Annotated in this window: 13 protein-coding genes; 1 reads left to right on the forward strand and 12 read right to left on the reverse strand. The window is 65.8% G+C overall.

Annotated elements, in window-relative coordinates; genetic code table 11:
- Positions 1-33: 33 nt before the first annotated feature.
- The 11 genes from CH306_RS22300 to CH306_RS22350 all read right to left on the reverse strand — a co-directional run bounded on the left by CH306_RS22300 (position 34) and on the right by CH306_RS22350 (position 10676).
- A complete protein-coding gene (locus CH306_RS22300) occupies positions 34-564 on the reverse strand; it encodes an adenine phosphoribosyltransferase (RefSeq protein ID WP_373453533.1) in 531 nt (176 codons plus the stop codon).
- A 5-nt stretch (positions 565-569) separates the two neighbouring features.
- Positions 570-2273, reverse strand: a complete 1704-nt coding sequence (locus CH306_RS22305; RefSeq protein ID WP_094647961.1) for an ABC transporter substrate-binding protein — start codon at positions 2271-2273, stop codon at positions 570-572.
- A gap of 26 nt (positions 2274-2299) precedes the next feature.
- Positions 2300-3481, reverse strand: a complete 1182-nt coding sequence (gene secF, locus CH306_RS22310) for a protein translocase subunit SecF (protein WP_094630046.1) — start codon at positions 3479-3481, stop codon at positions 2300-2302.
- Position 3482: 1 nt separating this feature from the next.
- Positions 3483-5258, reverse strand: coding sequence for a protein translocase subunit SecD (gene secD, locus CH306_RS22315; protein ID WP_179272742.1), 1776 nt, complete (start codon positions 5256-5258; stop codon positions 3483-3485).
- A gap of 161 nt (positions 5259-5419) precedes the next feature.
- Positions 5420-5830 carry a preprotein translocase subunit YajC gene (gene yajC, locus CH306_RS22320; protein WP_094630047.1) on the reverse strand — a complete coding sequence of 137 codons (411 nt, stop codon included), beginning with the start codon at positions 5828-5830 and terminating at the stop codon, positions 5420-5422.
- Positions 5831-5968: 138 nt separating this feature from the next.
- A complete protein-coding gene (gene ruvB / locus CH306_RS22325) occupies positions 5969-6997 on the reverse strand; it encodes a Holliday junction branch migration DNA helicase RuvB (protein ID WP_045199784.1) in 1029 nt (342 codons plus the stop codon).
- 54 nt (positions 6998-7051) lie between these two features.
- On the reverse strand, positions 7052-7657 hold the full coding sequence (gene ruvA, locus CH306_RS22330; RefSeq protein ID WP_045195348.1) for a Holliday junction branch migration protein RuvA: 606 nt from the start codon (positions 7655-7657) through the stop codon (positions 7052-7054).
- Complete coding sequence (gene ruvC / locus CH306_RS22335) at positions 7654-8271, reverse strand: crossover junction endodeoxyribonuclease RuvC (protein WP_032397961.1); 618 nt, start codon at positions 8269-8271, stop codon at positions 7654-7656. Before ruvC ends, ruvA begins: the two co-directional genes overlap by 4 nt.
- A gap of 107 nt (positions 8272-8378) precedes the next feature.
- Positions 8379-9137, reverse strand: a complete 759-nt coding sequence (locus CH306_RS22340) for a YebC/PmpR family DNA-binding transcriptional regulator (RefSeq protein ID WP_032397960.1) — start codon at positions 9135-9137, stop codon at positions 8379-8381.
- An 88-nt stretch (positions 9138-9225) separates the two neighbouring features.
- Positions 9226-9828: a pyridoxal 5'-phosphate synthase glutaminase subunit PdxT gene (gene pdxT / locus CH306_RS22345; protein WP_094630048.1), complete on the reverse strand. Its 603-nt coding sequence runs from the start codon at positions 9826-9828 to the stop codon at positions 9226-9228.
- Positions 9825-10676: an acyl-CoA thioesterase gene (locus CH306_RS22350; protein ID WP_045195353.1), complete on the reverse strand. Its 852-nt coding sequence runs from the start codon at positions 10674-10676 to the stop codon at positions 9825-9827. Before CH306_RS22350 ends, pdxT begins: the two co-directional genes overlap by 4 nt.
- Positions 10677-10756: 80 nt before the next feature.
- Here CH306_RS22350 and CH306_RS22355 point away from each other — a divergent pair, with 80 nt between their 5' ends.
- Positions 10757-11368 (forward strand): hypothetical protein, encoded by a 612-nt coding sequence (locus CH306_RS22355; protein ID WP_094648027.1) that lies wholly within the window; start codon positions 10757-10759, stop codon positions 11366-11368.
- Between the two features lie 10 nt (positions 11369-11378).
- On the opposite strand, the gene pdxS is transcribed toward CH306_RS22355, so the two are convergent.
- Positions 11379-12320: a pyridoxal 5'-phosphate synthase lyase subunit PdxS gene (pdxS, locus tag CH306_RS22360; protein WP_082073976.1), complete on the reverse strand. Its 942-nt coding sequence runs from the start codon at positions 12318-12320 to the stop codon at positions 11379-11381.
- Positions 12321-12480: the final 160 nt, after the last annotated feature.

Here is a 12480-nt window from a genome sequence, read left to right on the forward strand (position 1 = left end):
AACGTCAACGCATTGTGACAGAGACTTTAGTCCTCATACTCGAACCAGGCAGCCGAGCGGGTAGCCACTGCACTTGTCGCGCCCGCCCAGAACGGCGATCTCGAGAACGACAGCGGCACCGACGATCACCGCTCCCTGCTCGGTCAACAACCGAGCCGTTGCATCGACGGTACCGCCGGTCGCCAGCACGTCGTCGACCACGAGCACTCGTTTTCCGGCCACGTCGATCGCAGTCGGGATCTGCAGTGCGGCGGTTCCGTACTCGAGTTCGTACGACCGTGAATGCACCGGAGGCGGCAGCTTGCCCGCCTTGCGCACCGCCAGCACACCGCACCCGAGTTCGAGGGCAACTCCGGCACCGAGCAGGAACCCCCGCGCATCGATACCCGCCACCAGGTCGACGTCCTCGAAACCCTGCGCCAGCTCCGACACGACACTGCGCAACGCCGGTCCGTCCGCGAACACCGGCGTCAGATCGCCGAAGCGAACGCCCGCGACGGGGAAGTCGTCGACCCACCGCGTCAGCCTGGTCACCGCGGCGGCAGCACCCGCTCGCTCGTCCACGTCGTTCATCGAAGAAGCACCCACCGATCCATGTTCCAACCGGCACCTGCGGCCGTCGGGTTCGGCACCACGTCCTGCATGCCGTCGCTGACGACGGTGGTCCGTGGCTCGTTGTACAGGGGAAGCGACGGCATGTCGTTCCACAGGATGTTCTCACCCTCGGTGGCCAGAGCCAGCACTCGCTCGGGGTCGTCGGTCACCGCCAACTGATCGACGATGGAATCGATCCTGCCGTTGCTGTATCCGCCGACGTTCAGGCCGATTCCCGTCCGCAACGAATACCGTGCGGTGACCGCGGCGGCAGAACCCGACGGTCCGGGAAGGGATCCGCTGCTACCGAGCACGGCGTCGACAGCCCCGGCGGCCAGTGCGGACGGTGTGAAGTCCGGTGAGCTCGCGTCCTCGACGGTGATGCCCGCAGCCGCGCAATCGGCAGCCATGCGACTCACCACCTGGGCGCGGCGCGCGTCCGGTCCCCGGTAGCCGACACGAACGGTCAGAGCATTCTCGCCCGCAGCCTCGAGTTCTCGGCTCGCCTGGTCCAGGTCCGAGCGCTGGTATCGATCGCCCACCACCGTTGCGACCGACGGATACTCGAGCGTGTCGGGCTGGACGAGACGAGAGTCGACGACGCCCGAACCCAGACCCGCCGCCTCCGCCTCGAAACCGGGGTGACCCAGAGTGTCGAACAGGTCCGACCGCGGGATGCACGCGGCCACTGCTCGACGAGCACTCGCATCGGCCAGGACCCCCTGGGTGGCGAACGTCAACTGCTCGACGCCCCGCGACGGTTCCTCGGTCGTCGTGAATCCCTCGGTGGTCCCGAGGTCGACGGCACCGGCACCGTGGTCGATCACGTCCAACGATCCGTCCGCGGACTTCGCGGCCAGGTCGGTGCCCTTGGGCCAGACTACGACCTGCTGGGTCTGGGGTGGGTTTCCCCACCAGGCGTCGTTCGCCACGAGCACGAGACCGTCCTCGGCGGTGTAGGACTCGATGCGGTAGGGGCCGGCCGAGGGCAGCAGCGACAGGTCGATCGAGCCCGGTGTCAGGGTCCAGCCGGTGTTCCAGAAGTCGGCGATACGGGTCACCACGTCGTCGTCCTCGGCCAGGATGGGATCGACGACGTTCGGCACGCCCGCTGCTCGAGCCGCGACATGTGCCGGTAGCAGGTCGGTGGCTCCGAACAGGGCACGCCAGTTCTGGTAGCTGCGGCCGGACGCGAAGACGACCGTCGCTTCCTTGGCCCCCGGGACGCAATCGATGCGCTCGATGTCGGAGTACCCGGCCGTCGACGCCGCGTCGAACAGGGGGCGGTCGGTGGCGAACTTTCCACTGTTCGCCGCCCACGCCAACACCAGATCGTCACAGGCCATCGGCGCACCGTCCGAGTACGTCGCCGCGGGGGCAATGGAGTACTGCACGGTCAGGGTGTCGCCGGGAACCACGGACACGGTTCCGATGTCGTTGTCCGACAACGCGTCTCCCTCGGGCCCGAGATAGCTGAAGCCCACCTGCACCCGAGTGAACGCCTGCCGGGCTCCCGACGCCGCGCCGTCGACGGTTCTCGCGTTGTAGGTGTCGACCACGTTGTCGAAGGAATAGCCGATCGAGGGCACCTTGTCTTCGGGCGACGAGCACGCAGTGATGGACACCGCACCGACACTCGCTGCCACCAGTGCCGCGCTCCACCGTCGTTTCACGTGCACTCTCCGTCCCTGTCGAGGATGGACATCTACCGTCGCTTCTTGTTTCGCTTTCCGGTGGGCCGGTTGCCCGGCTGCGGAGCCGACGCCTTCGGGGCGGCCACACCGACGGCCACCGGTTCCGGAGCGTGGCCTGCTGCACGAGCTGCCGCTTCGGCACGCTTGGAGTGGACCTTGCGCGTGTGAGCTGCGACGGGACCCCACTTCTCCTTGAGCGTCACCAGCAACGGAGTGGCGAAGAAGATCGACGAGTAGGCACCGACGATCATGCCGACCAGCTGTACCAGAGCCAGGTCCTTCAGCGTGCCCACTCCGAGCAGCCACACCGCGATGATCATCAGTGCGATCACCGGGAGGACACCGATCACGGTGGTGTTGATCGAGCGCATCAGGGTCTGGTTGACGGCCAGGTTGGCCTGTTCGGCGTACGTCTTGCGATGCAGGTTGAGGATGCCGCGAGTGTTCTCCTCGACCTTGTCGAACACCACCACCGAGTCGTACAGAGAGAAACCGAGGATCGTCAACAAGCCGATCACGGTTGCAGGCGTCACCTCGAACCCGACGAGCGAGTACACGCCTGCGGTCACGAGGAGGTCGAATGCCAGGGCGGCCAGCGCCGCCAACGCCATGTCTCGCTCGTATCGGACACCGATGTAGATGCTGACGATCACCAGGAAGACCACGAGTGCGATCAGGGCTTTCTGGGTGATCTGGCTACCCCACGTCTCACTGACGTCGGACACACTGATGGCGTTGGGGGTCGCGGTACCGGAGTTGTCCTGCGGCTGGAATGCCTCGAACAACGCCTGGCGAAGGGTGTCCACTTCGGCGGGGTCGAGTGCTTCGGAGCGAATCTGCACCGTTGCTGCGGCACCCGAACCGACGGTCTGCACCGACACCGGCGGCATGCCGAGCGAGTCGTCGTACACGGTTTCGACCTGCTCGGTGGTGATGTTGTCGGCCGCGGGCAGCGCAATCCGCGTTCCGCCCTCGAAATCGATACCGAGGGTGAAGCCGCGGACGACGAAGCTCAGCAGGCACACCAGCACGATGACGCCGGTGAGGATGTAGTAGAACCGGCGACGACCGACGATGTCGAAGGCACCGGTACCGGTGTACAGCCTGGACAACCAGCTGTGCTTGGGCTGGGCGGATTGATCGACACCCGAGTCGTCGAGGGGCGATGGGGTCGACGTGGTCGTGTCCGACATGTCATGCCTCCTTCGACGGCGCAGCGCCGGTCTTGACGGCGAGTGCCTTGTTGGCTGCGCGCTTGCGTTCGAGCGCGATCTGCTGGACGGCACCGAGACCGTTGACGGACGGCTTGGACCAGAACGTGGATTTCGACGCCAGGTACACCAGCGGCCACGTCACCAGCACCACGACGATGATGTCCAGGATCGTCGTGAGCCCGAGCGTGAACGCGAAGCCGCGGACCTGACCGACGGCCAACACGTAGAGCACTGCGGCGGCGATGAAGCTGACCGCATTGCCCGACAGGATCGTCTTGCGTGCGCGTGCCCAACCGCGAGGAACCGCCGATCGGAAGCTGCGGCCCTCCCGGATCTCGTCCTTGATGCGCTCGAAGAACACGACGAACGAGTCAGCGGTCATGCCGATACCGATGATCAGGCCGGCGATGCCGGCGAGGTCGAGCGTGAAGCTGATCCATCGACCCAGCAGAACGATGATTCCGTAGACGACGAGACCGGCCAGCGCCAACGACAGCGCAGTGAGCAGCCCGAGGGCCCGGTAGTAGAGCAGGCAGTAGACCAACACCAGAGCCAGTCCGATGGCACCGGCCAGCAGTCCGGCTTCCAGAGAGGCCAAGCCCAGCGTTGCCGACACCGTCTCGGCCTCGGAGGACACGAAGGACAGCGGCAGGGAGCCGTACTTGAGGGTGTTGGCGAGCTCGGACGCGGTCTGGTTGTTGAAGTTGCCGGTGATCGAGGTGGCGCTGCCTGCAGGGGTGGCCCCCTGAATGACCGGCGCACTGATCACCTTCGAGTCCAGTACGAACGCGGCCTGCTTCTGGAGATTGGCCGCGGTGAACTGAGCCCAGGTGTTCGAGCCGTCCGTGTCGAACGTCAGGCTGACCTGGAACTGGGCCTGCTGACTGTCGAAGCCGGAGGTCGCGTCGGCTATCTGCTGGCCGTCGATGATCGTCGGACCCAGCAGGTAGACCGCTGTTCCGTCGGTCGAGCACGCCACCAGGGGAAGCGCCGGATCGTCGTTGCCTGCGAGCGGGTCGGCGGCGTTGCAATCGAGGGACTGCATGGCCAGCTGCTGGATCTGCGGATCCTCGCTCTGTCGGAGCGTCTTGGCGTCGGCGATCTCCTGCGCTGCGCGCTCGGCGTCGGACAGGTTCGCGTCGGTGGCGGGATCGTCTGCCGCCGGTGCGTCGGTGGCGGGCGCATCGGTGGTGGGGGCGGGAGCCGGATCGACCGTGGTCGGATCCTGCGCCGGGAACACCCGGTTCTGCGGAGTGGCCGGGTCTGCGGGCGCAGCCGGATCGGCCGAAGCAGCAGGGTCTGCCGGTGCAGCAGGATCGACCGGCGCGGCCGGGTCGACCGGGGCCTGCTGCGAACCTGCTCCCTCGCCTGCCGACGGAGCTACCGAGCTCAGAACCGGTCGAATGAACAGTCGCGCCGTTTGCCCGAGAGTGCGCGCCTGGGAGCTGTCGTCGCCGGGCACCGTGATGACGAGATTGTCGCCGTCGATGACCACCTCGGAGCCCGAGACACCGAGACCGTTGACACGAGTCTCGATGATCTGCTGCGCCTGCTTCAGGCTGTCCTGCGTCGGCGCGTTGCCGTCGGGTGTCCGCGCGGTGAGTGTCACGCGCGTGCCGCCCTGCAGGTCGATTCCCAACTTCGGCGAGGGGTCTTTGTCTCCGGTGAAGAAGACCATGGCGTACACCGCTGCCATCAGCACCGCGAAAACGGCGAGATAGCGGGCGGGTTGCACCGGTCCGCTGGAAGGTGCCACGGTGTGTGTTTCTCCTCTGGGCGATGAAAAGTGTCGGTTCCTGCAGGGCCTGGCGGCCCGATGTGTCGGCGATGAGCGGTGCGATTGTGCACCACATCGGTCACCGCAGAGAAAACCGCTGCCGGATACTGTCTCCGACAGCGGTTTCGATCACATCCTGCTCACTCTTTTTCCAGCCTCTTCGACGTCTGCTCGATGGTCTCGTCCGGCCGACTCACGTCCGCCTTGCTCAGCGACGGTCCAGCGGTGTCGTTCGAGCCGAGCGCCGTGATGTCCGACTCGGTGGTGGCGTCGAGGTCGGTGTCGTCGAACTCGGAGTCGTCGGGCAGAACCTCACGTACCACTGCACGCGACCAGGTGGTGATCACGCCGTCGGCGATCTCCAGATCGATGGTGTCGTCCTCGACCAGGACCACTCGGGCGTACAGGCCTGCGGTGGTGACCACCTCGTCACCGATCTTCAGCGAGTCCTGCATTTCCGTTGTCTTGGCCAACACCTTCTTCTGTCGACGCGCATTGAGAAACAGCGGTACCAGAAGTGCCACGATCAGCAGCGGGAACAGCAAATCCATCGGAAGGTCAGTCCTCGAAGTCGGGTTCGAAATACGTCATTGTCTCGTGCGAGAGCGTCGCCGGTGCGGGCCTCGCAGCTACCCAGTGTGCCATTACCTGGAACCGGTCCGGTCCGTTCGTGTCCTGTTGTGCCCGATTCATTCGAATAATCCCTGCTGGACCTCCGAGGATCGGACCGAAATTCCACCCACCGCGAGATCCGGTGGCGGCGTCAGACCGAGGTGTTGCCACGCAGCAGCGGTCGCGACGCGCCCGCGGGGGGTACGGGCGATCATTCCGGCACGTACCAGGAACGGCTCGCACACTTCCTCGACCGTCGACGGTTCCTCCCCGACGGCGACGGCCAGCGTGGACACACCCACCGGCCCTCCGCCGAAGCTCCGGATAAGCGCGCTCAGTACGGCGCGGTCGAGTCGATCGAGCCCGAGTTTGTCGACGTCGTACACCACCAGGGCGGCCTTCGCGGTGTCCTGAGTGACGGTGCCGTCGCCGCGCACGTCCGCGTAGTCGCGGACTCGGCGGAGCAATCGGTTCGCGATACGGGGGGTGCCACGCGAGCGCCCGGCGATCTCCGCGCATCCGTCCCGATCGATCGGCACACCCAGGATTCCCGCGGACCGCATGAGGATGCGCTCGAGTTCGTTCGGCTCGTAGAAATCCATGTGCGCCACGAATCCGAACCGGTCGCGCAGCGGTCCGGTGAGCGCACCCGACCTGGTGGTGGCACCGACGAGGGTGAACGGTGCGACCTCGAGTGGAATCGACGTCGCTCCCGGCCCCTTGCCGACGATGACGTCGACGCGGAAATCCTCCATCGCCAGATACAGCATCTCCTCGGCCGGGCGAGCGATGCGATGGATCTCGTCGATGAACAGCACGTCGCCTTCGACCAGGTTGCTGAGCATCGCTGCGAGATCGCCTGCCCGCTCGAGCGCCGGACCCGACGTGAGCCGCAGCGAGGTTCCCAACTCGGCGGCGATGATCATCGCCATACTGGTCTTGCCGAGGCCCGGCGGCCCGGACATGAGGATGTGATCGGGGGTTCCGCCGCGCATCTTGGCACCCGACAACACGAGCTGCAGCTGCTCCCGCACCCGAGGTTGACCGATGAAATCGGTGAGGTTCTTCGGACGCAGACTCGTCTCGACATCCAGGTCGTCGGACATCGGGTCCGCACCGACCTGGGATTCTGCGAACCGATCTTCCTCGGTCACCCGGGCCTACCTGGACTTTCCGAGGTATGCCAGCGCCGACCTCAACGCGGTCGATGTCGTGGCCTCGGGCTGCTGAGCGAGCACCGCGTCGGTCGCTTCCTCGGCCTGTTTCACGGGGAATCCGAGACCGATCAGCGCCTCGACGATCTGGTCTCGCATCGAGTTGCCGACTCCGGATCCCGGCACGGCCGCGCTTCCTGCGCGTCCGACCACTGCGTCGACCTTGTCGCGCAGCTCGACGACCATTCTCTCCGCGCCGCGCTTACCGATACCGGGAACCCTGGTCAGTGCTCCGATATCACTGTCGGCCAACGCAGTTCGCAGTGCGTCGGGCTCGTGTACGGCAAGAGTTGCCATGGCGATCCGCGGGCCGACGCCGGTCACGGTGAGGAGCAACTCGAACAGCTCCCGCGACTCCTTGTCGGGGAATCCGTACAGCGTCTGCGAATCCTCGCGCACGATCATGGTCGTCAGGAGGGTCGCTTCGCTCCCCCGGTGCAAAGTGGCCAACGTGGCCGGCGTGGCGTTGACGCGGTACCCGACGCCCGCAGCCTCGAGCACGGCGTGATCGAGCGCGATGTCGAACACCGAGCCCCTGATCGACGCGATCATCGGGCGCCCGCCTCCTTCTTGGCCATTTTCTCGATCCTGCGTGCCACGACGGCGCGAGCTTTGCGCTCCTCGGCCAGACGAGCGTCGTACTTGCGTTTCTGTTCGGCGGCCATGGCCTCGGCCTTGGCCATGCGGGCGATCATGGGCGCTCGCCAGCAATGACAGATGCCGAGGGCCAGCGCGTCGGCGGCGTCGGCGGGAGTCGGTGCCGTCTGCAGACCGAGAATGCGCATGACCATCGCGGTCACCTGAGCCTTGTCGGCCGAGCCGTTGCCCGTGACGGCGGCCTTGACCTCACTGGGAGTGTGAAAGCAGACGTCGATGCCGCGTCTGGCCGCCGCGAGGGCGATGACGCCACCGGCCTGGGCCGTACCCATGGCCGTACGCACGTTGTGCTGGGCGAAGACTCGCTCGATGGCCACCACCGAAGGCTTGTGGGTATCGAGCCAGTACTCCGCGGCCTCGGAAATCGCCAGCAACCGCTGCGCCAGATCCATGTCCGCAGGCGTTCGCACCACATCGACATCGAGGGCGACCACCGTTCGGCCAACACCACCCTCAATCAGACTGAGCCCACACCTGGTGAGACCGGGGTCGACACCCATCACCCGCACGCCACCACACCTTCCGCTTACGAACTGTTGTTCGATAGCGTAGCGGAGCCCACCGCTGGATCAGGGATACGACACCCGGTCGAACACGTCGTCGGATGCGAGGGGCGTCAGTCCTCGTCGTCGAGCTCGGCCATGACCTCGTCGGAGAGGTCGACGTTGGACCACACGTTCTGGACGTCGTCGCTGTCCTCGAGGGCATCGATGAGCTTGAACACCTTGCGTGCACCGTCCGCATCGACCGGGACGTTGACCGATGCCTGGAAGCTCGCCTCGGCCGAGTCGTAGTCGATTCCGGCCTCCTGCAACGCGGTGCGCACCGCGACCAGGTCGGTCGGCTCGCTGACGACCTCGAACGTATCGCCGTTGTCGTTGACTTCCTCGGCACCGGCTTCGAGGACGGCCATGAGCACGTCGTCCTCGCTCTGCCCGTTCTTCTCCAGGGTGACGACGCCCTTACGGGAGAACAGGTAGGACACCGATCCCGGATCGGCCATGTTCCCACCGTTGCGGGTCATCGCCACGCGTACCTCGCCCGCGGCGCGGTTGCGGTTGTCGGTGAGGCACTCGATCAGAATAGCGACACCGTTGGGACCGTAGCCCTCGTACATGATGGTCTGCCAGTCGGCACCGCCGGCTTCCTCGCCCGCTCCGCGCTTGCGCGCGCGCTCGATGTTGTCGTTGGGGACCGACGTCTTCTTCGCCTTCTGGATGGCGTCGTACAAGGTCGGATTGCCCGTCGGGTCACCACCACCCGTGCGGGCCGCCACCTCGATATTCTTGATGAGCTTGGCGAAAGACTTGCCGCGTCGGGCGTCGATCACCGCCTTCTTGTGCTTGGTGGTGGCCCATTTTGAGTGGCCGCTCATGCGATAGGGCCCCTTCCTGCTCGAAATCAGTGTTGTCGACTTTACTCGCCCGGTACCGCGCTCGGCACCGACCGACCGCCGAGGGATTCTAGCGGCGTCGTACCATGTCGACGAAGAGTGCGTGTACGCGATCGTCCCCGGTGACCTCGGGATGGAAGCTCGTCGCCATGACGGAGTTCTGGCGAACGGCCACCACGCGTCCGGCAGCCGGGCCGTGCGGCACGGTGGCGAGCACCTCGACATCCTCGCCCACCCGCTCGACCCAAGGCGCGCGAATGAACACCGCCCGCACCGGTCCGCCGTCGACGCCGGTGACATCGAGATCGGTCTCGAAGGAATCGACCTGACGGCCGAAGGCGTTTCGCCGAACGGTGATGTCGAGCGCATCGAGATGCCGGGCGTCGGGCCTGGTGTCGAGGATCTCGGAGGCCAGCAGAATCATGCCCGCGCACGAACCGTAGGCGGGCAGTCCCTCGGCCAACCGAGCACGCAGTGGATCGAGAAGGTCGAACACGCCGAGCAGGTTGCTCATGGTCGTCGATTCCCCGCCGGGGACGATGAGTCCGTCGATCTGCGCGAGCTCGGCGGGCCGACGCACCGTGACACCGCGCGCACCGCTCGATTCGAGCGCAGCCAGGTGTTCGCGAACGTCGCCCTGCAGGGCGAGAACACCGATGGTCGGAGCGCTCACTTGCGGCCGAAGGGATCGACATGGGGCGCGTCGGGGTCCCGCTCGTAACGCATCAACCCCTCTTGCACCACCGCGGCGACCAACCGGCCTGACGTGTCGAAGATTCGTCCCTGCGTCAGCGCCCGCCCGAAATCTGCCGACGGAGACGTCTGGTCGTAGAGCAACCATTCGTCGGCCCGGAAGGGCCGCAGGAACCACAGCGCATGATCGAGCGAGGCCGTCTGAGTGACGGCGTCCGGGTGCGGAACCTTGGCCGATCCGAGCAGCGTCATGTCGCTCATGTAGGCCAGCGCACACACATGGAAGACCTGGTCGTCGGGCAAGGTGTCGCGGTAGCGGAACCAGACACGTTGTTGCGCAGCGAAACTGGGATGCTTGACGGTCTGGTCCTCGGGAATGAGACGGATATCCCACTCGGACCACTCCTTGTAGTAGGAGTGGTCGTACTCGGCAAGGGTGGTGGGATCGGGCAGGGTGTCCGGCCCGACGACCTCGGGCATGACGTCCTGGTGCGAAATGCCGTCGTCGTCGCCGTGGAACGAGGCGGACATCGTGAAGATCGCCTTGCCGTGCTGAATGCCGGTGACGCGGCGGGTGCAGAACGACCGTCCGTCGCGAATCCGGTCCACCATGAACACCGCCGGCTCGTTCGGATTGCCCGGACGCAGGAAGTAGCCGTGCAGCGAGTGCACACGAAACTCGGGGGCCACCGTGCGCACCGCAGCAACGAGCGCCTGGCCCGCAACCTGACCGCCGAACGTACGGGGCAGCCGAGAAGGAAAGGTCCGTCCCCGATAGATGTCGTTCTCGATCCGTTCCAATTCGAGAATGTCCTCGATGCTGGCCATGGCTGGTGTCCACCTTTCTGTGACAACGGCTCAGGCTAACAATGATCGGACCAGGCAAGATGGTCGGCGTGGGTCAACCGATGCCGATATTTCCCGACCTTCTCGTCGAGTCGATCGTCGATTCGTGCCGAGACGGTGCCCGATCGATCGTCGTGATCGACGGCGCGGATGCCGCGCGGCCGGTCGAGTTCGCCACGCGCACAGCCGAACACGCCCGCTCTCTGGGCCGTCCGGCTGCCGTCGTCGACCTGCACGACTACGTCCGACCTGCGTCCATTCGATTCGAGTACTCGCGCACCGACGAATTGAGCTATCGCACACTGTGGTTCGACTACGACGCCCTCGTCAGAGAGGTCATCGCCCCACTACGCCCCGGTGGCGGAGGTCACTTCCTGCCGCGACTGTGGGATGAGGCCACCGATCGTTCGGCGCGAGCCCGCAGCGCCTCGGCAGCAACGAATCAGATAGTCCTGATCGCGGGACCGATGCTGCTCGGCCGCGGATTGGACGTCGATCTGTCGGTGCATCTACGCCTGTCCGGCAGCGCATTACGCCGCAGAACGAGCGCCGACGATCAGTGGACCTGCGCCCCGCTGCTCGAGTACTACGACGGCCTCGACCACGCGGCCGGGCGGCCGGACTTCCTGGTCCGCTGGGACCATCCCGACCGCCCGGCCCTCGAACGCAACTGATCGAAAACCGTCACCAACCGCGCTCGGCGAGACGGTGTCCGACTGGGAGGTCGTCGACGTTGATTCCGACCATCGCCTCGCCGAGACCGCGCGAGACCTTGGCGAGCACATCGGGGTCGTCGAAGAACGTGGTGGCCTTGACGATCGCCTCGGCGCGCTCCTTGGGGTTGCCGGACTTGAAGATTCCCGATCCGACGAACACGCCCTCGGCACCGAGCTGCATCATCATCGCCGCGTCTGCGGGAGTGGCGATGCCGCCCGCGGTGAACAGGGTGACGGGCAGCTTGCCTGCCCGGGCGACCTCGACGACGAGGTCGTACGGGGCCTGCAGTTCTTTCGCCGCCACGTACAGCTCGTCCTCGGGAAGCGAGGTGAGGCGACGGATCTCGTCACGGATCTTGCGCATGTGCGTCGTCGCGTTCGAGACGTCGCCGGTTCCGGCCTCGCCCTTGGAGCGAATCATGGCCGCGCCCTCGGTGATTCGGCGCATTGCCTCACCCAGGTTGGTGGCACCACAGACGAAGGGAACGGTGAAGTTCCACTTGTCGATGTGGTTCGCGTAGTCGGCCGGGGTGAGCACCTCGGACTCGTCGATGTAGTCGACGCCGAGGCTCTGCAGGATCTGCGCTTCGACGAAGTGGCCGATGCGGGCCTTCGCCATCACCGGGATGCTGACCGAGGAGATGATGCTGTCGATCATGTCGGGATCGCTCATTCGCGACACCCCGCCCTGCGCGCGAATGTCGGCGGGGACGCGCTCGAGTGCCATGACGGCCACGGCTCCTGCGTCTTCGGCGATCTTGGCCTGATCGGCGGTGACCACGTCCATGATGACGCCGCCCTTGAGCATCTCGGCCATTCCTCGCTTGACGCGTGCGGTGCCGATTCCGTTCTCGGCCGCCCCGCCTTCGGCGGATCCAGCGGGTGTAGTGGATGCGTGTGGGGTACTCAAGCCGACTCCTGTGTTCTGGGCACCGAACCGGTGCTCCGGACTGATACACGCGACCACGCTCAGCCGCGGTAACCGAGGACGATCGCACGCGGCGCGAAGTCGCGCCCAGAACTGTAGGCCTCGACGCGACGGTTTCCCATAACCACTTGACGATTGCTGG

Origin of the sequence: Rhodococcus sp. 15-725-2-2b (assembly GCF_002259075.1) — a bacterium.
In the GTDB taxonomy this organism is placed as follows: domain Bacteria; phylum Actinomycetota; class Actinomycetes; order Mycobacteriales; family Mycobacteriaceae; genus Rhodococcoides.

Bases quoted from the DNA above. Each gene is read 5' to 3' on its own strand.
- secF (WP_094630046.1), bottom strand. From the start codon at position 3,481: ATGTCGGACACGACCACGTCGACCCCATCGCCCCTCGACGACTCGGGT.
- yajC (WP_094630047.1), bottom strand. From the start codon at position 5,830: ATGGATTTGCTGTTCCCGCTGCTGATCGTGGCACTTCTGGTACCGCTG.
- ruvB (WP_045199784.1), bottom strand. From the start codon at position 6,997: ATGTCCGACGACCTGGATGTCGAGACGAGTCTGCGTCCGAAGAACCTC.
- ruvA (WP_045195348.1), bottom strand. From the start codon at position 7,657: ATGATCGCGTCGATCAGGGGCTCGGTGTTCGACATCGCGCTCGATCAC.
- CH306_RS22340 (WP_032397960.1), bottom strand. From the start codon at position 9,137: ATGAGCGGCCACTCAAAATGGGCCACCACCAAGCACAAGAAGGCGGTG.
- CH306_RS22350 (WP_045195353.1), bottom strand. From the start codon at position 10,676: ATGGCCAGCATCGAGGACATTCTCGAATTGGAACGGATCGAGAACGAC.
- CH306_RS22355 (WP_094648027.1), top strand. From the start codon at position 10,757: ATGCCGATATTTCCCGACCTTCTCGTCGAGTCGATCGTCGATTCGTGC.